The 26,154-nt window shown below is 68.4% G+C and carries 29 protein-coding genes; 19 read left to right on the top strand and 10 right to left on the bottom strand.

The window, feature by feature from the left end; genetic code table 11:
- Positions 1–2 precede the first annotated feature (2 nt).
- From RIB98_07575 to RIB98_07565, 3 genes are all read right to left on the bottom strand, one after another.
- On the bottom strand, positions 3–797 hold the full coding sequence (locus RIB98_07575; GenBank protein ID MEQ8840825.1) for a glucose 1-dehydrogenase: 795 nt from the start codon (positions 795–797) through the stop codon (positions 3–5).
- A gap of 58 nt (positions 798–855) precedes the next feature.
- Positions 856–1,119 carry a ferredoxin gene (locus RIB98_07570; protein ID MEQ8840824.1) on the bottom strand — a complete coding sequence of 88 codons (264 nt, stop codon included), beginning with the start codon at positions 1,117–1,119 and terminating at the stop codon, positions 856–858.
- 64 nt (positions 1,120–1,183) lie between these two features.
- A complete protein-coding gene (locus tag RIB98_07565; protein ID MEQ8840823.1) occupies positions 1,184–1,576 on the bottom strand; it encodes a hypothetical protein in 393 nt (130 codons plus the stop codon).
- A gap of 175 nt (positions 1,577–1,751) precedes the next feature.
- On the opposite strand from RIB98_07565, the gene RIB98_07560 reads away from it, so the two are divergent.
- The 11 genes from RIB98_07560 to RIB98_07510 all read left to right on the top strand — a co-directional run bounded on the left by RIB98_07560 (position 1,752) and on the right by RIB98_07510 (position 12,758).
- On the top strand, positions 1,752–2,402 hold the full coding sequence (locus tag RIB98_07560; protein ID MEQ8840822.1) for a hypothetical protein: 651 nt from the start codon (positions 1,752–1,754) through the stop codon (positions 2,400–2,402).
- 151 nt (positions 2,403–2,553) lie between these two features.
- Entirely contained in the window at positions 2,554–3,726 is a 1,173-nt protein-coding gene (locus tag RIB98_07555) for a hypothetical protein (GenBank protein ID MEQ8840821.1), read from the top strand.
- A 15-nt stretch (positions 3,727–3,741) separates the two neighbouring features.
- Positions 3,742–4,596 (top strand): alpha/beta fold hydrolase, encoded by an 855-nt coding sequence (locus RIB98_07550; GenBank protein MEQ8840820.1) that lies wholly within the window; start codon positions 3,742–3,744, stop codon positions 4,594–4,596.
- Positions 4,589–5,407: a fumarylacetoacetate hydrolase family protein gene (locus tag RIB98_07545; GenBank protein ID MEQ8840819.1), complete on the top strand. Its 819-nt coding sequence runs from the start codon at positions 4,589–4,591 to the stop codon at positions 5,405–5,407. Before RIB98_07550 ends, RIB98_07545 begins: the two co-directional genes overlap by 8 nt.
- On the top strand, positions 5,404–6,306 hold the full coding sequence (locus RIB98_07540; protein ID MEQ8840818.1) for an acetaldehyde dehydrogenase (acetylating): 903 nt from the start codon (positions 5,404–5,406) through the stop codon (positions 6,304–6,306). The genes RIB98_07545 and RIB98_07540 overlap by 4 nt, the downstream gene beginning before the upstream one ends.
- Positions 6,303–7,334 carry a 4-hydroxy-2-oxovalerate aldolase gene (dmpG, locus tag RIB98_07535; protein MEQ8840817.1) on the top strand — a complete coding sequence of 344 codons (1,032 nt, stop codon included), beginning with the start codon at positions 6,303–6,305 and terminating at the stop codon, positions 7,332–7,334. The genes RIB98_07540 and dmpG overlap by 4 nt, the downstream gene beginning before the upstream one ends.
- Positions 7,331–8,077 carry an IclR family transcriptional regulator gene (locus RIB98_07530; GenBank protein MEQ8840816.1) on the top strand — a complete coding sequence of 249 codons (747 nt, stop codon included), beginning with the start codon at positions 7,331–7,333 and terminating at the stop codon, positions 8,075–8,077. Before dmpG ends, RIB98_07530 begins: the two co-directional genes overlap by 4 nt.
- 87 nt (positions 8,078–8,164) lie before the next feature.
- Positions 8,165–9,031: a VOC family protein gene (locus RIB98_07525; GenBank protein ID MEQ8840815.1), complete on the top strand. Its 867-nt coding sequence runs from the start codon at positions 8,165–8,167 to the stop codon at positions 9,029–9,031.
- On the top strand, positions 9,028–11,301 hold the full coding sequence (locus RIB98_07520; GenBank protein MEQ8840814.1) for an arylsulfatase: 2,274 nt from the start codon (positions 9,028–9,030) through the stop codon (positions 11,299–11,301). Before RIB98_07525 ends, RIB98_07520 begins: the two co-directional genes overlap by 4 nt.
- A gap of 18 nt (positions 11,302–11,319) precedes the next feature.
- Positions 11,320–12,234 carry a TauD/TfdA family dioxygenase gene (locus RIB98_07515; protein ID MEQ8840813.1) on the top strand — a complete coding sequence of 305 codons (915 nt, stop codon included), beginning with the start codon at positions 11,320–11,322 and terminating at the stop codon, positions 12,232–12,234.
- A gap of 95 nt (positions 12,235–12,329) precedes the next feature.
- Entirely contained in the window at positions 12,330–12,758 is a 429-nt protein-coding gene (locus RIB98_07510) for a universal stress protein (protein MEQ8840812.1), read from the top strand.
- Here RIB98_07510 and RIB98_07505 read toward each other — a convergent pair.
- Entirely contained in the window at positions 12,745–13,152 is a 408-nt protein-coding gene (locus tag RIB98_07505) for a hypothetical protein (GenBank protein MEQ8840811.1), read from the bottom strand. The genes RIB98_07510 and RIB98_07505 overlap by 14 nt on opposite strands.
- A gap of 94 nt (positions 13,153–13,246) precedes the next feature.
- On the opposite strand from RIB98_07505, the gene RIB98_07500 reads away from it, so the two are divergent.
- Positions 13,247–13,681, top strand: coding sequence for a nuclear transport factor 2 family protein (locus RIB98_07500; protein MEQ8840810.1), 435 nt, complete (start codon positions 13,247–13,249; stop codon positions 13,679–13,681).
- Positions 13,682–13,688: 7 nt separating this feature from the next.
- Here the strand turns inward: RIB98_07500 and RIB98_07495 are convergent, their stop codons facing one another.
- Both RIB98_07495 and RIB98_07490 read right to left on the bottom strand, forming a co-directional pair.
- The gene (locus RIB98_07495; protein ID MEQ8840809.1) at positions 13,689–15,416 is read right to left on the bottom strand and encodes an amidohydrolase family protein; all 1,728 of its coding nucleotides are present in this window, start codon (positions 15,414–15,416) and stop codon (positions 13,689–13,691) included.
- Between the two features lie 85 nt (positions 15,417–15,501).
- On the bottom strand, positions 15,502–16,830 hold the full coding sequence (locus RIB98_07490; GenBank protein ID MEQ8840808.1) for a YibE/F family protein: 1,329 nt from the start codon (positions 16,828–16,830) through the stop codon (positions 15,502–15,504).
- An 89-nt stretch (positions 16,831–16,919) separates the two neighbouring features.
- On the opposite strand from RIB98_07490, the gene RIB98_07485 reads away from it, so the two are divergent.
- A complete protein-coding gene (locus RIB98_07485; protein ID MEQ8840807.1) occupies positions 16,920–17,078 on the top strand; it encodes a hypothetical protein in 159 nt (52 codons plus the stop codon).
- A 94-nt stretch (positions 17,079–17,172) separates the two neighbouring features.
- Here the strand turns inward: RIB98_07485 and RIB98_07480 are convergent, their stop codons facing one another.
- The 4 genes from RIB98_07480 to RIB98_07465 all read right to left on the bottom strand — a co-directional run bounded on the left by RIB98_07480 (position 17,173) and on the right by RIB98_07465 (position 19,866).
- Positions 17,173–17,541 carry a hypothetical protein gene (locus RIB98_07480; GenBank protein MEQ8840806.1) on the bottom strand — a complete coding sequence of 123 codons (369 nt, stop codon included), beginning with the start codon at positions 17,539–17,541 and terminating at the stop codon, positions 17,173–17,175.
- A 21-nt stretch (positions 17,542–17,562) separates the two neighbouring features.
- The gene (locus RIB98_07475) at positions 17,563–18,561 is read right to left on the bottom strand and encodes a hypothetical protein (GenBank protein ID MEQ8840805.1); all 999 of its coding nucleotides are present in this window, start codon (positions 18,559–18,561) and stop codon (positions 17,563–17,565) included.
- Positions 18,562–18,623: 62 nt separating this feature from the next.
- Positions 18,624–19,094 (bottom strand): universal stress protein, encoded by a 471-nt coding sequence (locus RIB98_07470; GenBank protein ID MEQ8840804.1) that lies wholly within the window; start codon positions 19,092–19,094, stop codon positions 18,624–18,626.
- A 109-nt stretch (positions 19,095–19,203) separates the two neighbouring features.
- Positions 19,204–19,866 (bottom strand): hypothetical protein, encoded by a 663-nt coding sequence (locus tag RIB98_07465; protein ID MEQ8840803.1) that lies wholly within the window; start codon positions 19,864–19,866, stop codon positions 19,204–19,206.
- A gap of 114 nt (positions 19,867–19,980) precedes the next feature.
- On the opposite strand from RIB98_07465, the gene RIB98_07460 reads away from it, so the two are divergent.
- From RIB98_07460 to RIB98_07435, 6 genes are read left to right on the top strand one after another with little or no spacing between them, the layout of a single operon-like run.
- The gene (locus tag RIB98_07460; protein MEQ8840802.1) at positions 19,981–21,414 is read left to right on the top strand and encodes an NADH-ubiquinone oxidoreductase-F iron-sulfur binding region domain-containing protein; all 1,434 of its coding nucleotides are present in this window, start codon (positions 19,981–19,983) and stop codon (positions 21,412–21,414) included.
- Complete coding sequence (locus tag RIB98_07455) at positions 21,411–22,850, top strand: lyase family protein (protein ID MEQ8840801.1); 1,440 nt, start codon at positions 21,411–21,413, stop codon at positions 22,848–22,850. Before RIB98_07460 ends, RIB98_07455 begins: the two co-directional genes overlap by 4 nt.
- Complete coding sequence (locus RIB98_07450) at positions 22,847–23,659, top strand: DUF1206 domain-containing protein (protein MEQ8840800.1); 813 nt, start codon at positions 22,847–22,849, stop codon at positions 23,657–23,659. Before RIB98_07455 ends, RIB98_07450 begins: the two co-directional genes overlap by 4 nt.
- A 24-nt stretch (positions 23,660–23,683) precedes the next feature.
- A complete protein-coding gene (locus RIB98_07445; protein MEQ8840799.1) occupies positions 23,684–25,450 on the top strand; it encodes a SpoIIE family protein phosphatase in 1,767 nt (588 codons plus the stop codon).
- 59 nt (positions 25,451–25,509) lie between these two features.
- Complete coding sequence (locus RIB98_07440; GenBank protein MEQ8840798.1) at positions 25,510–25,695, top strand: CsbD family protein; 186 nt, start codon at positions 25,510–25,512, stop codon at positions 25,693–25,695.
- Positions 25,692–26,150 (top strand): SRPBCC family protein, encoded by a 459-nt coding sequence (locus tag RIB98_07435; GenBank protein MEQ8840797.1) that lies wholly within the window; start codon positions 25,692–25,694, stop codon positions 26,148–26,150. Before RIB98_07440 ends, RIB98_07435 begins: the two co-directional genes overlap by 4 nt.
- The last annotated feature ends 4 nt before the right edge of the window (positions 26,151–26,154 follow it).

Here is a 26,154-nt window from a genome sequence, read left to right as displayed (position 1 = left end):
GGCTAGGAGAATGGCGCGCCGGGTTCGACCTTTCCGGCCGTGAAGGCACCGTCGACCGTCAGGTCGGTGCCGGACACGAATGAGCTCTCGTCGCTCGCCAGCCACAGGATGGCATTCGCGTAGTCGCTCAGTCGTCCTCGACGATTGAACGGATGAATCGGGCGGTCGGGGAGTCGTTCCTGCCGGTTCTTCAGACGCTCGATGGCCTCGGCCACGAACGGTGCGGTCAGATCGGAGCCGCCCCCGGCCGGGCAGACCGTGTTGACACGGATTCCGTGGCAGCCGAGTTCGACCGCCGCCGCCTTGGTCAGGCCCCGCAGGCCCCACTTGGTCGATGTGTAGGCAGCGACCCCGTTGGATCCCTCGATCGCGTCGATCGACGCCACGTTGATGATGGAGCCGCCGCCGAGTCGCTTCATCGGTTCGATCGCCGCCTGGATCCCGAGGTAGGGGCCGATCTGGTTCACCGCCAGGAGGTGGGTGAGCACGGCATGATCCATGTCGGCGATCGACCCGACGTCGAGCACTGCGGCATTGTTCACCAGTACGGACGGGTCACCGAAGTGTTCGACGACTACGGCGACGGCATCGGCCCAGTCGTCGCTTCGCGTGACGTCGAGATGTTGGTACCTGGCGAAATCGCCGAGCTCGGCCGCCACCGCATGGCCGGCCTCGTCGAGGATGTCGGCCAGAAGCACGCGCGCCCCTTCCTCGACGAGTCGGCGGGCGGTTGCTTCGCCGGTGCCCCGAGCCGCGCCGGTGACGATCGCGACCTTTCCGTCCAACCGCAGCGCCATCTCGATGTCTCCGTGCTCGTCGTGGCTCGAAGCTACCCGCGACGGCAGAGCGCGACGGTCACTCGACCTCGATGAAGATGCACTCGCCGGGGCATTCTTCGGCCGACTCGATGACACGGTCGATGCCGCCGTCGGGGATACGGGCCATGCCTTCGGCGCCGGCCGGGTTGGCGGTGCCGTCGAAGAGCTTCTCGGTGCCGAAGTTGTCGGCCGACTCCTTCACGTAGAAGAGCCCGTCGTCCATCCCGAAGAAGACGTCGGGAGCGACCTCCTCGCAGAGGCCGTCGCCGGTGCAGAGATCCTGGTCGATCCAAACCTTCATGTGGTGCTCGCTTCCTTCTTCTTTTTGCTGGGGGGCACTGTCCAGCGTAGGAGCTACCGGCCGGTTACCGGCGGGGGGCCGGTTTGCGGAACTTGGTCCGCAGGAGCGTGCCGGTCACGGGGCTGACCCGGAGTTCCACGTGATCGCCGACCTGGGGCACCTTCGGCGGCTCCCGGCCGGCCCACCCGACCGGGATCTCCGCATCGTCGAGATAGATCCACGTGGCGTTCGTCGGCGGCGCCCCGGTGCCCGCGACCCCGATGCCGGACGCGTCGGGGACCAGTTGTTTCAGCGGTTGGCGCACCTTGCGGGTGACGACACCGCTGTGCACGTTGACCCCGATCCCGAACATCCGCAGCGGCGCCCGGACGGCCCGCAGCAGCGGGGGAGCGGTCGACTCGGACTCCCAGGTGAATCGGGGGTCCTTGGCTCGTGATGGCTTCGGCACTGCGCCCATCGAGCGATGGTATGGCAAAGTCACGACCATAGGCGTCCGGCGTTCGGGCGAGGTGTGGCAGGCTCTCCGGATGTTGCGTCGTCCTCTGGTTGTCCGGTCCGTCGGCGTTCTCGCCGTTTTGCTGCTGGCGAGCTCATGTGGGGGCGGCGATGACGGTGACGGTGCAGCGGCGCCCATGCCAGGCGCCGACATTGACGTGGACGAGGGCGCCGATACGGAGACGCAGAGCGGTGACGACGAGGCCGCATGGGCGGCGACGCTGCGTGGGCCCGCGCAACTGGGCTACAGCCGGGCGCTGGCCGAGGCCTCGGTGTCGGTGAACGACGCACCGACGGGGTTCACTGCGGGATCCCCGAACCCGGCGGCCGACTATCGCGAACCCGATGTGGCCTGCACGCCCGACGACGATCGTGAGGAGAACGGCGAAGTCACGCGCCTTCGCAACGACACCGAGGCGGTCGGCGTCGACTATCGCCTCACCTGGACCGACTCGAGCGAGGCCGCTGCGGCCGCGCTCGCCGCGTGGAACGACACACCGGCCTCGTGTGCGCTCACCACCTACGCCTCCGGCTACGAGCGGGCCCTCGTCGGCGAGTCCGCCACGTTCGAAGGTGCGGGCGAGACTGCCGTCATCACGACGACGTACACCGCCTCGCTCAATGACCGTCTGGACTCGGTGAACCTGACCTACGTGGCGCAGGTCGATTCGTTCTTGCTCGAGATGGTGTACTGGTCGTTCGTTCCCGAGCCCGACCGAGCTGCCGCCGACGAGTTGTTCCAACTGCAGATCGACGAGTTCCTGCGGGTGTACGACCACGCGAGCTGATCCTCGGGCCGCGACGGCGCCAGTTGGGACGGGGGTCTGACCCCAACGTCCCAACTGGGGTGGATCCCACTGGGTGAGAGGGGGGTGCGGTGGGTGTCGACGGTCACGCGTACAGTCGGGGGAGCCGGTTTCACGTTTCGGGAGCAGCACTGTGACGCACGAAGTCTTCACCAAGATCGAGGAGGCGGGGCCGTTTCTCGCCGATCTGTCGGGGTCGGGCGATCAGCTCGGCCGTCTTCCCGACGAGGCCGCCAAACGGCTCAAGGACGCGGGCATCATCCGCATGCTCCAGCCCGCCGATTTCGGTGGCTACGAGGCCGACCCCCGCGACTTTCTCAACGCGGTGATGGACGTCGGCAACTGGTGCCCGTCGTCGGGCTGGGTGTCCGGCGTCGTCGGTGTCCACCCCTGGGAGCTCGCGTTCAACGACCGGCGCCTCCAGGAAGAAGTCTGGGGCGACGACCCCGACACCTGGGTCGCGTCGCCCTACGCCCCGAGCGGCACCGCGACGCCCGTCGACGGCGGCTACACGGTCAACGGCCACTGGAAGTTCTCCTCGGGCACCGATCACTGTGACTGGGTCGTGCTCGGTGCGTCCGTGCCCGGCGACAACGGCTCGCCGATTGCGATGCTCCACGTGATGTTGCCCCGCGCCGACTACGAGATCGTCGAGGATTCCTGGAACGTCATCGGCCTCGACGGCACCGGCAGCAAGGACATCGTCATCCGCGACCAGTTCGTGCCCGCCTACCGCACCCTCGACCTGTTCAAGGTCATGTCGGGTGAGGCACCGACCGAAGCCGGCCGCACCCAGCCGCTCTACCGGCTGCCCTGGTCGACCATGTTCCCGTGCGCTGTGTCGGCCGGTCTGGTCGGCATCGCCGAAGGAGTGCTCAAGCACGCGGTCGAGTACCAGATGGGCCGCACCAGCGCCCTCGGTGTCAGCCAGGCCTCCGACACCTATTCCCGCATCGTCATCGGCGAAGCCGCCTCCGAGATCCGCAGCGCCCGAGTGCAGCTCGTGCACAACGTGGGCGAGATGTTCGACGCCCTCAGCGCGGGCCACGAGATCTCGATGCCCCAGCGCGTCGCCTGTCGGCGTGATCAGGTGCGGGTCGCCTGGCGGGCGGCCAAGGCCGCCGACGAGATCTTCACCGTCTGCGGTGGCAACGCCATCCGTCTCGACAAGCCGCTGCAACGCTTCTGGCGGGGCATGCACGCCGGTCTCCAGCACGGCATCTTCGTCGCCGGCCCGATCTATGACGACGCCGCCGGCGCGCTGATGGGCTTCAAGCCGTCGGGCCCCTCGGCCATGACGATCTGAACGAGAGACGCACCGATGACCGAGATCACCGCGGCCGCCACGAGCCGCACCCTCGCCACCGAACAGGGCGACCTCCATTACCACGATCACGGCGAGGGTCCGCCCTTCGTGATGCTCCACGGATCGGGGCCGGGCGTGAGCGCATGGGCGAACTTCGCCGGCAACCTCGAGACGTTCGGCGAGCACTTCCGCTGTCTCGCCCTCGACATGCCCGGCTTCGGCACCAGCCACGCCACCGCCAGCCCGCCGCTCGACGCGCCCGACGCGGTCATTCGTTTCCTCGACGGTCTCGGTCTCGAGAAGGTGGCCCTGCTCGGCAATTCGCTCGGCGGCGGTGTCGCCGCTCGGGTGGCCGCGGCGCATCCCGATCGGATCACCCGGCTCGTCACCATCGGTGGCGTCGGCGTGCCCTTCTTCAGCGCGCTGCCGTCGGAGGGCATCACCCGCCTGGTCGAGTTCGTCGAGAACCCCACCCGCGAGCTGCTCGTGCAGTGGATGCGGTCGATGGTCTACGACCAGTCGATCCTCACCGACGAGTTCGTCGAGATGCGGTGGCAAGCCGCCAACGACCCGGCCGCCATGGAGGGCATCAAGCAGATCTACAGCCGCGAGATGCTCGACATCCTCCGCACGATGATGCTCGACAACACCGCGATGTTCGGCATGCTCCGCCAGATCCAGGCCCCCACGCTGATCACCTGGGGTCGCGACGATCGGGTCACCCCCCTCGACGGGGCGATCGCCCCGATGCGGATGATCCGCAACTGCGAACTCCACGTGTTCCACGACTGCGGCCACTGGTCGATGATCGAACGCAAGGACGAGTTCGAGAGCACCGTCCTCGCCTATCTCTCGCGCGATCTTGGCTAGCGGCGACGACACCGACCGGGCCACCGCACTCGACGCCGCCGCGGCGCGGCTCATCGACGCCCACCATCGCGCCACGCCGTGCCCTCCGTTGCGCGAGCTGTATCCCGACGGTGGACTCGACGACGGCTACGAGGTGCAACAACTCGTGCGCGACCGCACATCCGCCGGTCGTCGGCGCATCGGTCGCAAGATCGGACTCACGTCCGCCGCCGTGCAGGACGTGTTCGGCGTACACACCCCCGACTTCGGGGTGCTGTTCGCCGACATGGCCTTCGGCGATGCCGAACCCATCGCGTTCGACCAGCTCCTCCAGCCCCGCATCGAGGCCGAGGTGGCGTTCGTCCTCGGGCGCGATCTCCCCGCTCACGCCGTCACCACGGCCGAGGTGCTGCAGGCCGTCGACTTCGTCCTTCCCGCCATCGAGGTCTGCGCCAGCCGCATCGAGAACTGGGACATCACCATCTTCGACACGGTCGCCGACAACGCCTCCTCGGGCGTGTTCGTCGTGGGCGGCGCACCCCGGTCGCTGCGCGACATCGGCGACCTGCGAGATGCCGAGATGACGATCGTCTGCGACGACGTCGTCGTGAGCTCGGGGACCGGGGCGGCCTGTCTCGGTCACCCCGTCAACGCCGTCGTCTGGCTGGCCAACGAGGTCGCCGGTCGGGGCGAGCCGCTCGAGGCCGGCGAGATCGTGCTGTCGGGCAGCCTCGGTGCGCTCGTGCCCGTCCGCCCGGGCGCCACCTACGAAGCCACGATCACCGGCCTCGGCTCGGTCCGCGCCGTCTTCACCGAGGAGAACCCCGCATGAAATCGCTCGTCGCCGCCATCGTCGGTTCGGGCAACATCGGCACCGACCTGCTGTGCAAGCTCCAGCGGTCCGAGCTGATCGAGCCCCGCTACATGATCGGTATCGATCCCGAGAGCGAGGGACTGGCCCGGGCCCGCTCGATGGGGGTCGAGGCGTCGGCCGGTGGTGTCGACTGGTTGCTCGCCCAGCGCGAGCTGCCCGACGTGGTGTTCGAGGCCACCTCCGCCTCCGTCCACGCGGCAAACGCCCCGCGCTACGCCGACGCCGGCATCCGGGCCGTCGACCTCACCCCCGCGGCGCTCGGCCCCTATGTCGTGCCGTCGGTGAACCTCACCGACAACCTCCATGTCCCCAACGTCAACATGGTCACCTGCGGCGGTCAGGCCACGATCCCGATGGTCCACGCCGTCTCGAGAGTGACGCCGGTCGCCTATGCGGAGATCGTGGCCACGGTGGCCTCGGTGTCGGCCGGCCCCGGCACCCGCAACAACATCGACGAGTTCACCCGCACCACGGCATCGGCTGTCGAGGTGGTCGGCGGGGCCGGCCGGGGCAAGGCCATCGTGATCATGAACCCGGCCGAGCCGCCGCTCATCATGCGCGACACGATCTTCTGCTCACTCGAGGCCGATGCCGACGAGGCCGCAGTGGCCGCATCGGTCGACGAGATCGTGGCCCTGGTGCAGCAGTACGTGCCCGGCTACCGGCTCCGGCTGCCACCCCAGTTCGATCGTGAGTTCACGCCGGACGGGCGAGGACGCGTGGCGATCTTCATCGAGGTGGAGGGGGCCGGCGATTTCCTGCCGCCCTACGCCGGCAACCTCGACATCATGACCGCGGCCGCGGCCGAGGTCGGCAACGAGATGGCCCGCACCGCCGCCACGAAGGAGCCGGCATGACCTACTCCGATTCGCTCGACGTGCGCGTCACCGACTCGTCACTGCGCGACGGTTCCCACGCCAAAGGTCATCAGTTCACCGAGGCCCACATCGCCGCCGTGGTCGACGGACTGTCGTCGGCCGGCGTGCCGGTGATCGAGGTGAGCCACGGCGACGGGCTCGCCGGGTCGTCGTTCAACTACGGGTTCTCCGCGGTCGACGAGCGCAAGCTGATGGCCGCAGCCGTCGAGGCGGCCGCCGGCCGGGCCCGTATCGCCTCGCTGATGCTGCCCGGCGTGGGCACGATCGACGACATCCGGGCCGCCCACGACATCGGCGTATCCGTCGTGCGCATCGCCACCCACTGCACCGAGGCCGACATCTCCATCCAGCACTTCGGCATCGCCCGCGAGATCGGCATGGAGACCGTCGGCTTCCTGATGATGTCCCACGGCCAGGCGCCCGATGCGCTGGCCTCGCAGGCGCGGATCATGGTCGATGCGGGTTGCCAGTGTGTCTACGTGGTCGATTCCGCCGGGGCCATGATCCTCGACGAGGCAGCCGAGCGCGTGGCCGCCCTCGTGGCCGAGTTGGGCCCCGACGCCCAGGTGGGCTTCCACGGCCACCAGAACCTCTCGCTCGGCGTCGCCAACACGGTGCTCGCCATCAGGGCCGGTGCCGTGCAGGTCGATGCCTGCACCAGGGCCTTCGGCGCCGGCTCGGGCAACACCCCCACCGAGGCACTCGCCGCGGTGCTCGACCGACTCGGTGTGCGCACCGGCATCGACACACTGCGCATGTTCGACGTGGCCGAAGACGTGGTGCGCCCTGTGATGGACGGCGAGTGTGTGCTCGACCGGATGAGCCTGATCATGGGCTACGCCGGCGTGTACTCGAGCTTCCTGCGCCACGCCTATCGGGCGGCCGAGCGCTACGACGTGTCGGGGGCCGAGATCCTCATGCGCTGTGGGGAACGCAAGCTGATCGGGGGGCAGGAGGACCAGATCATCGACATCGCCGCCGAGCTCCAGGCGGAGTCCGCGGCATGAGCAAGGGCGACGACACGGACGACCGGTCCGTGCTCGGCCGCATCGACCGCATCATCGGCGCGTTTCACGACTCCGACAGTGTGCTCACCCTCCACGAACTCACCGAGCGCACCGAGATCCCGAAGTCGACCGTGCACCGGATGGTCACCCAGCTCGACCAGATGGGTTGGCTCGAACGCGACTTCGACGGCTACCGGGTCGGTATGCGGTTGTTCGAGATCGGCGGACTCGCCACTCGCCGGCGCCGCCTGTCCGAGTCGGCCTATCCCCACCTCCAAGCGCTGTCGGTGGCCACCGGCTTCGCGGTACAGCTGGGGATGCTCGACGGCACCGAGGTCGTCTATCTCGAACGCATCGTGAAGGGCGACTTTCCCCTTCCGACCCGCGAAGGAGGCCGCCAGCCGGCCCACTGCACCGCGTTGGGCAAGGTAATGTTGGCCTTCGACCCCGAGACCGCGGCCGAGGTCCTGGCCCAGGACTGGCCCGCCCGCACCGATCAGACCCTGACCGCCGGCGGGTTGCGGAACGAGCTCAAACGCATCGCCGAGTCCGGGCTCGCATACGACCATCAGGAGGCGTACAAGGGCCTGGCCTGTGTGGCTGCGCCGTTGCGCAGCTCCGGTCGTGCCATCGCCGCCGTGTCGGTGACGGGGCCCGTCGACCGCATCGACCTGCACGCCGTGGCCCCGCAGGTGCAGCGCACGGCCGAGGCGATCTGGAACGACCGGTTCCGCCGTCCGTGACCGGTTCCACCCAGCGGTACGGGCGGTCGGCCCGTTCCTGCGCTATCCCGTAGGTTGCGCTTCGGCGCACGGCCCCGGAGGTCTCCCATGTCCATTCTCTCGCTCGGGTATCTGCACCTGCGCACGCCGAACCCCGACGCCTGGCCCACGTTCGCCGGCGACGTGCTGGGTCTGATGCCGGCATCCGGGCCCGACGAGTCCGCCCAGTACTACCGATGGGACGACTACCCCTACCGGCTCGTGCTCGAGCCCGGCGACGAGGTCGGTGTGATCGCCATCGGTTACGAGGTCGGCGACGACCGCGACCTGGCGTCGGTGGTTGCCGTCCTCGAAGCCGCCGGGCTCGAGGTCACCCACGGCTCGGCGGACGAGGCTGCCGCCCGACTCGTGAGCGGATTCGCCTCGTTCGTGGATCTCGCCGGCGCCCCGGTCGAGCTGTTCTACGGACCGATTCTCGATCACGTGCCGCTGGTGACCCCGCGCATGTCGGGCTTCGTCACCGGTGACATGGGCCTCGGCCATGTGGTGGTCAGCGTTCCCGACTTCGACTCGGCGATCGACTTCTATCGCGACGTCCTCGGTTTCCACGCCCGCAACACCTGGCACCTGGGTGACATGGCGATGGCGTTCCTCGGCTGCAATCCCCGCCACCACACCCTGGCCTTCGCCGCCGGCTTCCCGTCCGACGGGCTGCTGCGCCACTTCATGGTCGAGGCAGCCACGATCGACGACGTCGGTCGGGCCCAGGATCGCTGCGTCGACAATGGTGTGCCGGTGATCATGAGCCTCGGACGGCACACCAACGACCACATGATCTCGTTCTACTGCCAGACCCCGGACGGCTTCATGGTCGAGGTGGGCTGGGGCGGCGCCCGGGTCGAGGATCCGTCGACGGTCGGCACCTACCAGATCACCCGGCCCAGTTTCTGGGGCCATCGCCCGATCAAGCCATGACCACGCCCCGGGAGTTCGGCGGCACCGTGGGCCGCACGGCGGGGGAGTCGACCCCGTGGTGGCCGCCCGCGAACCTGCCCGCGCCGTCGGCGCCGAACGTGGTGATGGTGCTGCTCGACGACATGGGTTTCAGCGACACCGGGCCGTACGGGTCCGAGATCTCCACGCCGACGCTCGACCGGCTCGCGGCCGGCGGCCTTCAGTTCACGAACTACCACACCACGCCGCTGTGCTCGCCGTCTCGGGCCGCGATCCAGACCGGCATGAACCCGCACCGGGTCGGGTTCGGTGCAGTGGCCAACTTCGATCCCGGCTTCCCTGGCTGGACGATGGAGATCAGCCCCGAGATCCAGACGCTGCCCGAAGCCCTTCGGGCGTCGGGCTACGCGACCTACGCCGTGGGCAAGTGGCATCTCACCCGCGACTCGGCCATGCACGACGGCGCGCCGCGCGACTCATGGCCCGTGCAGCGCGGATTCGACCGCTTCTACGGGGTGCTCGAGGGATGGACCAACCTCCATCACCCCCACCGGCTGATCCGCGACAACTCACCCGTCGACCTCGACTCGTACCCCGACGACTACTACTTCACCGACGACATCACCGACGAGGCGATCTCCTACCTCAAGAGCCTGCGGGCCCACGACGCCGACCGGCCGTTCTTCCTCTACATGGCCCACGGCGCCGTCCACGGACCACTCCACGCCAAGGCCGACGACATGGCCCGCCATCGGGGCAACTACGACGAGGGTTGGGACGCCATCCGCGAGCAGCGGTTCGGGCGCCAGATCGAAAAGGGTCTCTTTCCCCCCGACACGCCGATGTCGCCGCGCAACCACGAAGCCGGACACGAGGTGCAGCCGTGGGACGATCACACCGACGAGGAGCGGGCCCGCTTCGCCCGCTACATGGAGGTCTATGCGGCGATGGTCGACAACGTCGACCAGAACCTCGGCCGCCTGCTAGAGACCATCGAGGAGCTCGGCGACCTCGACAACACCGTGGTGATCTTCACCTCTGACAACGGCGGCACCGAGGAGGGCGGGCCCACCGGCTCGCGCAGCTACTTCAAGCAGTTCGGTGGCTTCTCCCGCATGACCGGCTGGGATCTCGACGTCGCCCGCGACCCCGACCTCATCGGCGGTCCTCAGACGCTCGTGCACTACCCCCGCGGGTGGGGGATGGCGTCGAACACGCCCTTCCGGCTCTACAAGACCTCGACCCATGCCGGCGGGGTTCGGGTGCCGATGATCGTCTCGTGGCCGGCCGGCATTCCGGAAGGCGATCGGGGGAGTCTGCGCCCGCAGTACCAGTACGTGACCGATCTCCTGCCGACGATCCTCGATCTGGCCGGGCTGCCCGCGCTCGAGGACCGTGACGGTGTCACCTTCGCCGACGCCGTCACCGCCGGAGCATCCGACAGCACCCATCTCGAGCAGTACTCGGAGTGCTTCGGCAATCGCAGCTTCTACCGCGACGGCTGGAAGCTCGTGGCCCTGCACGCGCGAGGCGCGCCCTACGACGACGAGGAGTGGGAGCTCTACGACATCGTCGCCGATCCCACCGAGACGATCGATCTGGCGGCGGAACGCCCCGACAAAGTGCGCGAACTCGCCGACGGCTGGGAGGAGGCCGCAGGGGAGAACCTGGTCTTCCCGCTCGACGACGGCACCGGTCTGTTGCAGGTGCTGCGCCGTCCCGACGACGCGCGGTTCTGCGAAGACGTGCGGATCCTGCCCGGCACCCCGACCCTCGAGCGTTACCGCTCACAGAAGCTCATCGCGTTCCGGGATTTCACCGTGGTCGTCGACGTCGACCACCCCGCCGGCGGCGAGGGTGTGCTCGTCGCCCATGGCGATCAGGGCGGTGGCTACTCGTTGTACGTCGAGGAGGGGACGCTCCGCTTCGGCTACAACCACTACGGCGACGTGACGATCGTCGATGCCGGCCCACTGCCGGCGGGTGCCCGCACGATCGAGCTGCACGCAGCCGCGGGGGAGTGGTTCGCGTGGGATTTCACCCTGCGCGTCGACGGGACCGAGGCGGCAACGCTCGCCGTGCCGATGCTGATCGGCTTCGCGCCGTTCCAAGGCATCGATGTGGGCATCGACCGGCGTTCGCCGGTGATCTGGAGCGTGTTCGAGACCCACGGCCCGTTCCCGTACCGCGGCGAGCTCAAATCGGTGACCTATCGTCCCGGGGCCGCCGCGCCCTATGACCCCGAGCAGATGGTGACAGCGATGCAAGCGGCCGGTCGAGCCGGTCAGTAGCAGGATCTGGAGATCACGATGAACACGACGACAACCGACACCACCCTCGAGAACAGCGCAGTGGAGATCGTGCCGCTCTCGCAGCACATCGGGGCCGAGATCCGCGGTGTCGACATCGGTGGCGACCTCACCGACGCCGAGGTCGCGGCGATCCGGGCTGCGCTGCTCGAGTGGAAGGTCGTCTTCTTTCGCGGGCAGGACCTCGACCGCGACAGCCATGTCGCCTTCGGCAAGCGGTTCGGCGAGGTGCCTCGCGCCCACCCCACCCTGCTCTCGAAGTTCCCGGAGAATCCCGAGATCCTGCTGATCGAGAAGGACGCGTCGGGCGGTGACGACGAGTCGCGGCTTCAGCATCGCTGGCACACCGATGTCACCTATGTCGAGTCGCCGCCCATGGCATCGATCCTGCGGGCGATCGACGTGCCGCCCTACGGCGCCGACACCGAGTGGACCAACCTGGCCGCGGCCTACCGCACGCTGTCCGAGCCCCTCCGTACCCTCATCGACGGGCTGACTGCGGTGCACCACAACGTGCTCCACCTCGTGCGGGGCGAGCCGACGCCGCTGATGATCTCGTTCGAGTCGAAGAAACTCCGTGCCGTGCATCCCGTCGTCTCCGTGCATCCCGAGACCGACGAACCGGTCATCTACGTCAACCCCGACTTCACGAGTCACATCGTCGAACTCTCGCGACAGGAGAGCGCCCACATCCTCGCCTGCCTCTACGAGCACATGACCAGCCACGAGTTCACCGTGCGTTTCAACTGGGAGCCCGGCAGCGTGGCCTTCTGGGACAACCGGGCCACTGCCCACCTCGCTCCGGCCGACGTCCCGGGCAACTACCACCGACTGATGGAGCGCATCACCCTCCGCGGGACCAAGCAGGTCGGGCCCAGCGGATTCGTGTCGAAAGGGCTGGTGACCGAGGCCTGAGAAACGGGACGTTCGGCCCGACAAACGGGACGTTCGTCCCGACAAACGGGACGTTCGTCCTTGGTGACCGGCCCGGGACCTGCAACGATCAGTCGATGGAAACGATTGTTGTCGGAATCGACGATTCTCCCAACGCCCGGCGAGCGCTTCGCTGGGCGATCGATCACGCCGCGGCCGAGGACAAGCTGGTTGCGGTCCACGTATGGCAGCTGCCGGTGGCCGGTGGCTTCGACTCGGCGTTTCTCGATCCGGCCGTCTTCGAAGAGGGTGCCCGCAAGACCGCTGATGCGATCATCACCGAAGTACTCGCCGAAGCCGAGGCCCACCCGCAACGCGTGGAGGCTCGCGTGGTGCAAGGCCACGCCTCGGGGGTGCTCATCGAGGCGGGTGGCCAGGGAGATCTTCTCGTTCTCGGCTCACGCGGCCGCGGCGGATTCGTCGGACTCGTGCTCGGCTCGGTGACGAGCGCGGTGGTCAACCACGCGCCGTGCCCGGTGGTCGTGGTGCCCGCTACCGACGACTGACGCGGCGTCGGCGAAGCGCGAGCACGCCCATCGCCAGCAGCATCGCGGCGCTGATCGTGGCGCCCGGCAACGTGGCCGGAACCGAGGTCGAGGTGATGGCGAGCGACAACGTCAGGCCGCCGGCCACCTGTGCTCTGCTGACCGGACGCCGCGCCGCCAGTCGGATGCCGGCGACACCGACCCACACCGCAGCAAGACCCCAGATCACGCCGGCGAGGTAGCCCGGCGCGGTACCGGGGGTCGGCCAGAGGTCCTCGTAGACGAAACGACGGACCTCGAAGAGGCGCCAGCTCATCACCGCGCCGATCAGGTGGACGCCGCCGTGGATGGCGAGGAGGAACCCGAGGACCTGCTCGTTTTCGGCCAGGTCGTCGAGGTCGGTGGCGGACTCCATGTCCCCATCATGGCCCGGCCATCGGGTGGGAGGCGCTTTGGCCCGCCGGCAGGCGCCATTGCTAGGTTCGGGAGCCGATCGAGGAGAACAAACCATGAGCGGTACCGAGGAGAACAAGGCAATCGTCCAGCGGTACTGGGATGCCCTGGCCGACCGTGACTGGGAGGCGATGAAGCTGCTGCTCACCGACGACGCGGAGTACACCGACGTCGGCGTGGGTGGAAGTCCCGGTATCGGCCCCGACGGCGTCATCGCCCGCCTCAGGATCGGCCTCGAATCGTTGTCGGACTACCGCCATCTGCCGGGCACGAACATGATCGCCGAGGGCGATCTCGTGATGACCGAACACACCGAGCAATGGCACTTCCACACCGGCGAGCAGATCGACCACTCGTTCGTCTCGGTCACCCAGCTGCGTGACGGCAAGATCTGTCGCTGGCACGACTACAGCCACATCGGCAACATCTACGACAACGCCCCCCAGTGGTGGATCGACGACGTCATCCGCCGGGCCGCCGAATCCCGCTGACGGTCCGTCAGGTGCGGATGAGGCGCCCTGGCCGGGCGCCGGTGTCGGCTCCGTTGCGACGGGTGACCACCCCGTTGACGATGGTGGCGGTGTAGCCGGTCGCATCCTGGAGAATGCGCCGGCCGCCGGCGGGAAGGTCGTCGACCGGCCGCGGCGCGTGCAGCGTCAGTCCCTCGAAATCGATGAGGTTGAGATCGGCTCGTCGGCCCACTTCGACCAGACCCCGGTCGGTGAGGCCGACCGCCGCTGCGGTGTCAGCCGTCTGCTTCTTGACCATCGTCTCGAGCGGAAGGGTGGCACCCCGCGAGCGGTCGCGCGCCCAATGGGTGAGCAGGTAGGTCGGCACCGACGCATCACAGATCATCTTCACGTGGGCGCCGCCGTCGGAGAGGCCGATGACGGTCTCGGGGTGCATCATCATCTCAGCCAGGGGGTCCTGGGTGATCTGCGGGTAGTTCGTGAACGCCCCGAGCAGGTACTGCCCCGACGCCAGGTGGTCGTAGAGGACCTCCCACGGGTCGGTGCCCGTGGCCGCGGCGATACCGGCGACCGATTGTTCGGCGGTCGGCTCGTAGTCCGGCTCGCCGTCGAACGGGAAGATCAGGTGCCACATGTGTGCCGTCGAGTCGGTGAGTCCCTCGAACTGGCGGCCGGGATCCTGGGGAAGGTCGTCCTCGGCGAGGATCGCGGCCTTCACCTCGGGCTTTCTCAACTCGGCCAGGAGGTCGTCGAGCGACAGTTCCTCCTCGAGGCGGCGATACGTGGGGCGACGCATGAGGCCGTGGTAGGACGCCGCGCCCAGCAGCATGCCGCCGGGCCGTGCGCCGACCTGGGGAATCAGCTTCGCGCCGGCGGCGTTCTGCTCGGTCACCATTGCGAGCTGATCTCGCCACAGCTCCGGTGCACCCATCGACTGGACCATCAGGAACGACACCGCCAGTCCGGTGCGCCGCGACACATCGGCGAGCAGCGAGATCTCACCGAGTGTCATGTCGTGGTCGGCGCCGGTCTCGCCCATGGGCACGACCTCGAACATGCCGCCGCCTGCGTCGACGACCGCCGCGGCGAGACCGGACAGCTCGTCGACGCCCGCGTAGGTGCCGGGCACGAGGTCGCCGGCGAGTGACGTGTGGTTGAGAGATCTCGAGGTCGAGAAGCCGATGGCGCCGGCCTCGACGCCCTCGCGCACGAGTCGGGCCATCTCGGCGATGTCGTCCGTGGTGGCGTCCTCGTTGTTCGCACCCCGGTCGCCCATCACGTAGACGCGCAGCGGTGCGTGCGGCATGAACACGGCGATGTCCATGGCGTACTCGCGGCGCCCGAGCGCATCGAGGTACTCGGGGAAGGTCTCCCACTCCCACTGGATGCCCTCGTGCAACGCCGTGCCGGGGATGTCCTCGACCCCCTCCATGAGTTCGACCAGCCATGCCTCCTGACCGGGGCGCACGGGCGCGAACCCGACGCCACAGTTGCCGGCGACCACGGTGGTGACGCCGTGGCTGGCCGAGGGGTCGAGCACCGGATCCCACGTGGCCTGACCGTCGTAGTGGGTGTGGATGTCGACGAACCCGGGGGTGACCAACAACCCCGTGGCGTCGATGATTTCGGCGGCCTCGCCGTCGAGGGTGGCGCCCACCGCCACGATCCTGCCGTCGGTGACGGCGACATCGCCCACGAAGGGGGTACCGCCGGTGCCGTCGACGATGGTGCCGCCAGAGATCAGGAGATCGAACATGGGCGAACGCTACGTCGGCCCGATCGGTCGACCAAACCGACGGTGGGCGAGGAACCCTCGTCAGCGAGTGGCCTCGGTCTCGGTCTCAAGCGAGACCGTCGGGTGAGAAGTCCTCCCAGCGAGCAGCCGGAGGTTCCTCGGGTGGCGGCTCGATGGGCTCGTCGCTCGGCGGGGATCCCGGTGATCCGGAAACGATGACTGCGGCCAGTGTCGTGGTGATGGGGACGGCGGCGACCAGGCCGATCGAACCGCAGAGCGTCCGCACGATCTCGACGGCGATCAGTTCGGAGTTCGCGACCATCTCCAATGACTGGTTCGACACGGCGAACAGCAGCAGCAGCGGCATGCTGGCTCCGGCGTAGGCCAGGAGCAGGGTGTTCACCGTCGACGCGATGTGTTCGCGGCCCACGCGAATGCCCGAGGTGACGAGTTCGGTACGGCTGAGGTCGGGGTTCCGATGGCGCAGTTCCGCGACCGTGGCCACCTGGGTGACGGTGACGTCGTCGAGTGCGCCGAGCGCGCCGATCACGGCACCGCCGAGGAGCAGTCCGCTCACATCGAGGTTCTCGGCCAGGAAGGGGAGGATCAACGCCTCTTCCGTGGCGAGGCCGGTGAACGAAGCGAACTCGAAGAAGACCCACGTCAACCCCAGCGTGAGACCGAGCGCGGCGAGGGTTCCGGCCAGGGCCACCGTCGTCGTCGGTGAGAACCCGTGGGTGAGATAGAGGCTGATGAAGGCGATGGCGGCGGCCGCGACCACCGACACGAGCAGTGGATCGTTGCCGTCGAGGACCGAAGGGGCCACGAACGCGACCAGCACCACGAGCGTCGCGGCCATGCCGACGAGCGCGAGGAGGCCGCGGAATCGTCCGAGGGCGATCACGACACCGGCAAAAACGATGGTGAGGACGAGCAGGGTGCCGCGTCGGTCCTGGTCGGCGTAGAAGTAGAAGTTCGTCGAGTCCTCGTAGCCGAGGATGACATCGTCGCCGATGGAGAGACTCGGCGCCGAGCGGTCGCGGAGGTTGATCTCCGGCAGTGAGACGATCGCCCCGGCCTCCGGTCCCTCGTGCACGATCAGGGTGATCGCCCGGCATTGTTGCGGGTCCTCGTCGGTCGCGTAGCTGCAACGCCGATCGACGATCTCCTCGACCGTGGCGCTCAGCCGGTCGGTGACGAGTCCGATGTCGTCGGCGTTCTCGATGGCGATTCGCCGGCCTTCACCCGATGGCCACATGGCGACGACGCCGACCATCGTGGCCACCGCGGCGAACGCGATGGCGACGAGCACGCCCCGCAGCATCGGTCGGCGGAGCCAGACTTGCCACCCGCCAGGGAGACCGTGGGCGTGGGAATGGCCGTGGGAGCGGTGGTCGCCACCCGGGGCAGGGTCCTGCGCCGAGGGGGAATCCATGTCGTGAGGCTAGTCGCTGGTTTCGGTTGCCCTGCCGGTGGGTACACCTCCTGTCGAGCGCGGGGACGACCCCGCCGGAAGGGACCGATATGAACAGCGATCCGAAGAACGAGTCCGGTGTGACCGACGGCCCGAAGAGCCCCGACACCCCCGACGGCGACCCCGACATGACCGGCCCCGACGGCACGAAGTACGACAAGGATGCTGTCGACGAAGTCCGTCGGAAGATGAAGGTCGACGAAGACTGAACCGCCGTTTCGCTCGCCTCCCCCAACGCGAGCCCCGAAGAACGCTTGGGCCCCTCCCCGGATCGGGGAGGGGTCCTACGCGTTCTCGGGAGTGTCAGTCGGTGGGCCCGGAGGGCACCTCGCGCAGATCGAGTGCGGCCAGGAACTCCTCGTCGTGTTCGCCGGCGTTGGGGCCGTATCCCATCGTGATCATGCCTGCGGATCCGCAGGCCGGGCAGTGGGAACGGGCGACGAGCATCATGTCGGCCGCGTCGCTCGCGCCTTCGAGGCGCCGATATCGCTCCACCGTCAGTTCGTCGGCCGGTGTGCGCGCGTCGCAGACGCTGCACACGACGGTTGCGTCGCGGTCGATGCGGAGCTCGGCTCGATAGCCGTCGTTCGCGGCTGCGGCCAGCACCCCGACGAGGGTGTCGGCGCCCTGGGCGAAGTCCGGATCCGGGGTGGTGTCGGTGGGGTCGGTCATGGGTGGTATCTCCTCGTCGAGCTAGTTGTCGATCAGGCCGGCGGGCGGCCGGGGAAGCAGGAGCGCGCCGAGATCGTCGGCCGGCCCCTTCTCGCCGGTCGACGGCAGGATGACGGGGGCGCCGCCGCGCTGCAGGGTCGCACAGATGAGTGCGTCGGCGAGCCGCACTTCCTGCCCGTCGCCGGCGGCGGCGATCTCGTCGGGTGGTACGGCGACCATCGAGCCGTCGGGGTGGACGATCGCCCGGCGGTGGTCGTCGGGGTCGTCGTGGAGCAGCAGGGTGGCAACGCGGCCGTCGTTCACGGCTGCGACCACACCCTCGAAGCCTTCGACCGCACGCTCGTGGGAGAGTTCGAAACGGAAGTCCTGCAGCAACCGGACCTTGCGGGTGGCCACCACACTGGCGGTGTGGCGCACGACGGCTTCGGCGACGTCGGCATCATCGCCGGACTCGAGCCGTTCGAGATGGCAGTCAGGACGGAGGTGCTCGCTCAGAACGAGGTCTTGGAGCGACTTCCAGATCGCGGAGAGCCCTCCACCGACGACGAAGACGGCCGCAGGATCGTGCGCGGTGAGAAACTCTCCGAACGCGTTGTCGGCTGCTGCAGGGTCGCCGGCTGTCGCGGCGCCGTCGACTGCAGTCAGGGAGGGGAGCGACGTCGTCGTGCCGTCGGCGCCGAACACCATCACGTCTGCTCGATCGCCATCGACCTCGCGGACCACTGCGTGAGTGATCATCTGCTGGCTCCACTCGATGGCGGGCCCGAGCCGAGGTACGGCGCCGAACTCGCCGACGTCTTCGTGCAGCGGGTCGGGTGACGAGGCCACGAGAACGCGATCGTCGCTCGATGCGAGGACGGCCATCGCTGATCGACCCGGCGGTGGGGCGAGCAGAGGAGTGGTCGAAGTGCGGACGAGTTCGGTCGGGGTACCCAGGGCTTCGAGACCATCGGCGATCGCGGCCACGCGTGCGACCAGTGAGTCTCGCCGGTTCTCGCTCATGTCGACATAGATCGACACGAAAGGTGGTCGACCTTCGACAAGATGTTGGAGGTCGGAGCGGCGAACGGAGGGATGGTGCATCACGACACTTCCGACCGGCGGGTGTCGGCGGGCCGGACCACGAGGACGGGACACGGGGCGTGGTGGATCACTTCCTCGGATACGGACGGTGAAACGACACGGGAGAGCCAGGACCGGTCGCCGGTGCCCACGACGATCAGATCGGCATCGATCTCGACCGCCACGTCGACGATCTTCTCGGCGGGATCGCCCGCTTCGGTGCGGGGCGAACCGTCGGTGACGGCCGCGGCGTTCTCGGCGATCTCTCGGGCCTGGCGAAAGACTTCACGGCGCTCTTCTTTGAGCGCGGGGAGGGAGACGATGGGGTATCCGAGTCCGCCCATGACCACCGGCGTGGTGAGCGATGCGGGCAGCGTGATCGAGCCGACGTGCAACGCGACCACGGAGGTTTCGTCGTCGAACCAGTCGGCAACCACCAACGCAGCTTCGTAGCTGGCGGCATCGTCGTCTACTGCGAGCAAGATCTTCATTTCACGGTGTCCCTTTTCGAGTCGTGCGGCCGCGGGGACGACCACGAAGTGGACCTACCCGGCCCCGGTCCCCGACAAACCCGTCAGCGAACCGGTCGGGTTCGGTTGATCATTCGGCCGGACTCGATGCCGCGGCACGGCACACGAGGTCCTCGAGAGTGTCGACGTCGAGCGCCGCAACCACCTCGCCGGCGGCGGTGGCGAGGGCGGGTCCGCTCACGATGCCGGCTTCGCGAGCCACCTCGGTGTGATGGTCGACCTCGGTGGCGCCGCGTCCGCTGGCGAACTCTGTCTCGAGTTCGTCGGGGTCGAGCCCGTCGACATCGGCAGCGACGGACATGACTGCGGCCACGGTGTCGAGGTCGAGATGATCCCTGAAGAAGCCGACGCGGAGTCGACGGTCGAGTTCGACGCTCGCTTCGGCCCCTTGGGCCTTGGCCGACTGCACCATCTCGTGGGCGAGCTGTGTCTCGGGACGGTGCGCGGGGGCATGGGCCGCCCAGCCTGCACCCGGCTCCTCGCGGGCCTGGGCATCCACGGTTGCCGCCCACCGATCGATGTCACCGTTGCGCAGAAGGCGGATCGAGGTGCTGTGGAGCGGGCGATGGTCGATTGCGACGAGTGAGTCGACGCCGTGGTCACGTCGAATCTCGAGCAGGCGATGGAGGGCTGCGTGCGCGTACGGGCACCCGATGTTGCTGTAGAAGATGATGGCGCCGGCCGCGGGAGGCTCGAGTCTCTGCGGTGTCGTGGTCCCCGTGCCGTTGGCCATCATCGACTCCTCGTTCACTACTCGTGGATTCCTTCGAGATGAACGTTCCCCGAACGCGGCGCCGGCAAACCCCGCGGGAGTTTGATGCTGTGGCGTGGAGGGTACGTCCCCGCCATGGACCAATCTCTCGTCCTCCCGGACCGCAACGTCAGTTCCTACGCACACCACCGCGAGGCCCGAGGCGGCGACGCGTTGGCCGTGTCGTCGACGCTGGGAGCCGACGGGATTCTCTCGATCATCGAGACCGCCGACCTCCGCGGCCGCGGCGGCGCCTGGTTCCCGACGGCGACCAAGTGGCGCACGACGCGCCGATTCGCCGGTGCCGACACCACGCCCACCCTCGTCGTCAACGCCGCCGAAGGAGAACCGGGATCGTTCAAGGACCGATGGCTCCTGCGCCGTGACCCGTACTCGGTCATCGAGGGTGCGGTGATAGCCGCAGGCGTGATCGGCGCGGACACCGTCGTGTTCGCCGTCAAACGTCGCGCTCGCACGGAGATCGCCTCGCTGCAAGCCGCGCTGCGATCGGTTCGATCGACTACGACGGTGCCGATGCCCGCCTTCGAAGTCGTGGAAGGACCGGATCGCTATCTCTTCGGCGAGGAGTCGGCGTTGCTGGAGGTCGTCGCGGGCCGTCCGCCCTTCCCGCGATTGAGTCCGCCATGGCGCCATGGCGCGCTCGATCTCGGCAGTCGCGGCGCTCCTGCGTCCACCGCGCTGTCGGGCGAGGGAAGGACCGAGGGGATGGAGGACGGCGGGCAACTCCCACCGCCGGCGCTGGTCCAGAACGTGGAGACACTGGCGCGTGCGGCGCACATCGTCCGGCAGCCCGACTCGCCCGGCATGGTCGCTCGCACGTTTCTCGCGACGGTCTCCGGCGATGTCGAGCGGACACGCGTGGTCGAGATTCCGATCGGCGTCTCGATGCGGGATGTCCTCGGCGACGACGCCGACGCGGCCGCTGCGGTCCTCAACGGCGTGACCTACCCCATCATCGATCCGGATCGGTTCGACCTTCCGCTCCTTCCCGGCGGAGAGCCCGACGAGAGCATTCCGATCGGCGCCGGCGCCTTCCAGGCCTTCTCCGCAGCGACCGATCCGCGCTCGATCGCCGCGGCGGCCGCTCGCTTCCTGAGCACGGAGAGCTGCGGACAGTGTGAGCCGTGCAAGTCGGACGGGTTGGCGATCAGCGAGATCCTCGTCGACCTCGCGAATCCCGATGGTGGCGCAGGAGACCACGCCGCGGATGCGGCGGCGGCACTCGCCCGCCGGGCCGGCACCGTCACGGAGGGCGCTCGGTGTGGGCTCGCAGCCCAGCAGCGCGATGTCGTGGAGGGCCTGCTCGCCTACTTCCCCGACGCGCTGGCGAGAACCGGTTCCGGTCCCGGCGTGCCACTGCGGCTCGCGCCACTGCTCGACATCGTCGACGGCCGCGCCGTGTTCGACACCGAACATGGCGACGTCCAACCCGACTGGAGGACTACGCCGGTCTGGTCGGGTCGCTACCCTGCTGCCGTGGAGGACGTCGCGCAGGAAGCGAGCCGATGAACGCCGGAGCGGCGGAGCTCTTCGGCGACCAGACGCGGCTCGCGGTCGAGAACTTCCCGATATCCGGGGTCCGGTTCCCCTTGGCCGTGATCCACGAGGTGGCCAGGATCAAGAAGGCTGCGGCACTCGTGCTGACCGACCTCGTACCCGATCGGCTGCCCGGCGAGATGGCGCGCGCGATAGAGCGGGCCACCGACGAAGTGTTGGACGGCAAGTGGGACGACCAGTTCGTGGTCGACGTCTTCCAGACCGGCTCGGCGACGTCGAGCCACATGAACGTCAACGAGGTGCTGGCGGCACGAGCCGAGGAACTGCTCCCCGGCACGTCGGTTCACCCGAACGACCATGTGAACCTCGGACAGTCGAGCAACGACGTGATGCCGAGCGCGGTGCGGTTGGCCGCGGTCGTCGCGGCGGTCGGACTCCGCTCGGCGCTGTTGCGCCTGGAACGAGAACTGGGCCTCCAGGAACGGAATCTGAAGCACGTCGTGAAAGCCGGTCGCACCCACCTCCAGGACGCCGTTCCCGTCACGCTCGGCCAGGAGTTCGGTGGCTACCGACAACAAATCGCCGACGCCGGCGCCCGAATCGAGGAGATCGTGCCTGCCGTGGGCCGGTTGCCGCTCGGCGGCACCGCCGTCGGCAACGGGCTGAACGCGCCCCCCGGTTTCGCCGATCGCGCGATCGAGGCGTTGGCCGACGCCACGGGCCTGCACCTGACGCCGGCCCCCGACCGGTTCGCCGTCCAGGGGTCCCACGACGACCTCGTGGACCTCTCGGCGCGGGCGCGGACGGTCGCCGTGGCGATGCAGAAGATCAGCAACGACATCCGCCTCATGGCGAGTGGTCCCACCGCGGGGCTCGGGGAACTGCGCATCCCTGCGCTCCAACCCGGCTCGTCGATCATGCCCGGCAAGGTGAATCCGGTGGTGATCGAAGTGGTGAATCAGGTCGTCGCTCGGGTGATCGGCAACGATGCCACGATCGCGTTCGCCGGCACGCAGGGGATCCTGGAGCTCAACACGTATCTCCCCGTGATCGCCCATGACCTGCTGGATTCGCTGCAACTCCTGACCGCCGCCGCCGACCTGCTCGCGTCGAAATGCGTGGCGCCGCTCCAGCCCGACGTCGAGCGCTGCCGTGCCTACGCCGCCGACTCGGCGGCCCTGGTGACGGCGCTCGCCCCCCTGATCGGCTACGACGCCGCGGCCGATGCCCATCATCGAGCGCAGGCATCGGGCGAGTCCATCGTCGACCTCGTCGCCCGTCGCCACGACATCGATGCGTCGGTCCTCGAGGCGGAGCTCGATCTGCTGACCATGGCTCAGGGCAGCATCGAGGTATCCCGGCCGGAACTCCCGTTCGAGAAGGACGAATCACCGTCTGTCGACGACCCCCCGTCGGACACCGGCACGATCGGGCCGAAAGGACCGTGAGCTCGTGGACGTCGACGCTGGTGCCGGAGCGTGTCACCCGGGCCGGCTGGCTGGCCAAGGGACTGTTGTTCGTGATCATCGGACTGCTCGCGCTGCAGGTCGCGAGAGGCAGCGGTGCCGGCGGAGAGGACGCTGACCAGCGCGGCGCGCTCGCAAATCTCGTGCAACAGCCGTTCGGTCGCGTTCTGGTTCTCGTCGTCTCCATCGGCCTCGGACTCTTCGCGCTCTGGCAGATCGCCTCCGCGTTGCTCAGCGACGAGGTCGACGTGTTGGATGTTCTGAAGCGGGTGGGGTCCTTCGGCCTCGGCCTTGCTTACGGACTGCTGGCGGTGACGGCTTTCCGTATTGCCGTCAAGGGCCGTGCCGATCGCTCGGCCGGTGACGAGTCGGCTTCGAGTCCCGACGAGATCAGCGCGCGGCTGCTCGATTGGCCGCTCGGCCCGTGGCTCGTCGCCGCGGTGGGCATCGGGACCCTGGCCGTGGCCGGCTACCACCTGCAGAAGGGACTTCGCCGGGAGTTTCTCGACGACATCGACACCGGCGATCTGGACGAGCGGGAACGCGCGGGCCTGACTGCGCTCGGTCTGGCCGGGTTCACCGCTCGTGCGATCGCTCTCGCCGTGGTGGGCCTGTTGTTCGTCGATGCCGCCATCGGCCGTGATCCCGAGAAGGCAGCCGGCCTCGACGACGCGTTGCGATCGCTACGTGAGGCCCCGTGGGGCGCGGCGCTGCTGTGGGTGACCGCCATCGGCCTCTTCTGCGCCGGCGTGTACGACATGGTCACCTTTCGTCGCCAGCGGCTGGACTGACGCGCACTGATATCGTCTGTGGCCGTGCCCGACAACGTGGTCGATCCGCTCACCGATCCGGCTCGTGTCGACGCGGTGCGGCGGACCGAGCTGTCCGACTCGGCTACCGCCGAGCCCTTCGATCGCCTCTGTGCGATGGCGTGCCGCGTACTGGACGCGCCACTGGCGCTGGTCTCCCTGGTGGAGCCCGATCGTCAGTTCCTCCCCGGCGCTGCGGGCCTGCCCGAACCGGTCGCGACCGAGCGCGAGACCCCGCTGTCGCACTCGATCTGTCAGCACGCGCTCGTGTCGGCCGAGCCGCTGCGAATCGAGGACACGACCCTCGACCCCCGACTTGTCGACAATCTCGCCATTCGCGATCTGCGCGCTCGGTCGTACCTGGGCGTTCCTCTCGTCGATGCCGGCGGCAACGTACTCGGGAGCTTCTGCGTGATGGATCACGTCACCCGGCGTTGGACGGAGGCCGAGACCGATCTGCTCGAGAAGCTCAGCGCATCGGTCATGTCCGAGATCGAGCTGTTGGAGATGATCCGGAGCCGAGAGTCGCTCAACACCGCGCTCGAGAAGCTCTCCTACATCGAGGCACTCCGGCGCACCGAAGCCGAGTCGATGTTCGCGCTCACGCAGGCGCTGGCCACGAGTTCCGGGTTCGACTCGGTGGCCGCGGCCGTCGCCCGGTTCGCGGGCGCGGCGGTCGGCGCCGACTTCTCGAATCTCGCCGTCACCCGCGACGGCGAATCGCTCGATGTCTGGCACGGTGCCGATCTGAGCGACGCGATCGCGAAGCGATGGATGACGGTTCCCCTCGACCGTGAGACGCCGCTCGGCGCGGCCGCGCTCGACGGCACACGCGTGCTGATCGAGGATCCGGCGACGATGAAGGAGAGGTTCCCGTCGGGCGCGGCCGACGCTGCCGCCGCCGGCTTCGCCGCCCTCGTCGCACTGCCGCTCCCCCGCCGGGGTGGGGCGCTGGGTTTCGCGTGGAGAAGCGCCCAGTCGTTCGAGGACGCGGCGCTGCACTCCCTCGAGACGGTCGCCGAACTCTGCGACCAGGCGCTCGATCGGGCGGCGGTGGCCGACCGGAACCGACAGATCGCTCGAGTCCTCCAGCGGGTGTTGCTGCCCCAACGTCTGCTCCAGATTCCGGGCGCCGACCTCGCAGCTCGCTACGAGGCGGCGGTCGACGACATCGACGTCGGGGGCGACTGGTACGACGGTCGCCCGCTACCCGACGGGCGGTTCGTGTTGGCCATGGGTGACGTCGTCGGCCAGGGCCTGGATGCCGCGGTGACGATGGCCCAGCTTCGACACGCGTTCGCCGGACTTGCCGCCGGCAGCTCGGAACTCCCCGCCCTGATCGAGGGGATCGATCTCGTGGCGTCGGAGCTGGAGGGTGCGATGCTGACGACGGCGGTCGTCGCCGCGTACGATGTCGACGCAAGCGAGCTGAACATCGTCACGGCCGGCCATCTCCCGGTGATGATCCGTCGAACCGACGGTCGTGTCGACATGGTTCCCACTGGCGACCTCCCGCTCGGTCTCGTGCCCTCCGAGGCGCGGGCGGTGCACACCGTGTCGTTGGACGCCGGCGACATCGTCGTGTTCTACACCGACGGTCTCGTCGAGCGGCGGGGTGAGAACATCGACGAGAGCCTCGACAACCTGGCCCACGTGCTGAGCGAGATCGATCGTCCTGAGTCGGCCGCGTGGTTGTGCAATCACCTGCTGGCGGCGCTGCCGCGCGGCAATGGAAGCGACGACGTCGCGGTGATGGTCCTCATTCCACGCTGAGGTTTGCCGGTCGTGGGGGACGGGTACGTCTGGTACACCCGACGAGCCGAGGAGCACTCATGAGTGGAGAGAAGGACAAGATCAAGGGCAGCCTGAAGAAGGCTGCCGGCGAGATCACCGACGACGAAGAGCTCGAGAACGAAGGCCGGGCTGACAAGGCCGCCGGTTCCGTGAAGGACGCCGTCGGCGTGGTGAAGGACAAGGTCGACGACACGGTCGACGCCGTGAAGAAGAAGCTGTCGTGAGCGAGCCCAACGACCACACGCACACGGTCGAGGTCGACGCGCCGGTGCGCGTCGCCTACAACCAGTGGACCCAGTTCGAGGATTTTCCTCGCTTCATGGAGGGCGTCGAGTCGGTGACCCAGGTTGCCGACGATCGGCTCTCGTGGGTCGTCGAGATCGGCGGCGTCACCCGGGAGTTCGACACGGTGATCACCGAGCAGACGCCCGATCACCGGATCGCGTGGGCCACCGAGACCGGTCCGACACACTCCGGTGTCGTCACGTTCCACCGGATCGACGACGATCGCAGTCGTGTGACGCTCCAGATGGACTTCGATCCGGAAGGCTTCCTCGAGAACGTCGCCGAGAAACTCGGCTTCGTGAGCCGTCGCGTCGAGGGCGACATGGCACGCTTCGCCACCCTCGTCCAGGATCGGACGCTCGCGTCCGGCGCCTGGCGCGGCGTCATCACCTGATCCA

This window comes from Acidimicrobiales bacterium, from assembly GCA_040219515.1.
Classification (GTDB): Bacteria; Actinomycetota; Acidimicrobiia; order Acidimicrobiales; family Aldehydirespiratoraceae; genus JAJRXC01.
Note: the sequence above shows the minus strand (reverse complement) of the source record. Positions and strands in the feature narration are given on the sequence as shown.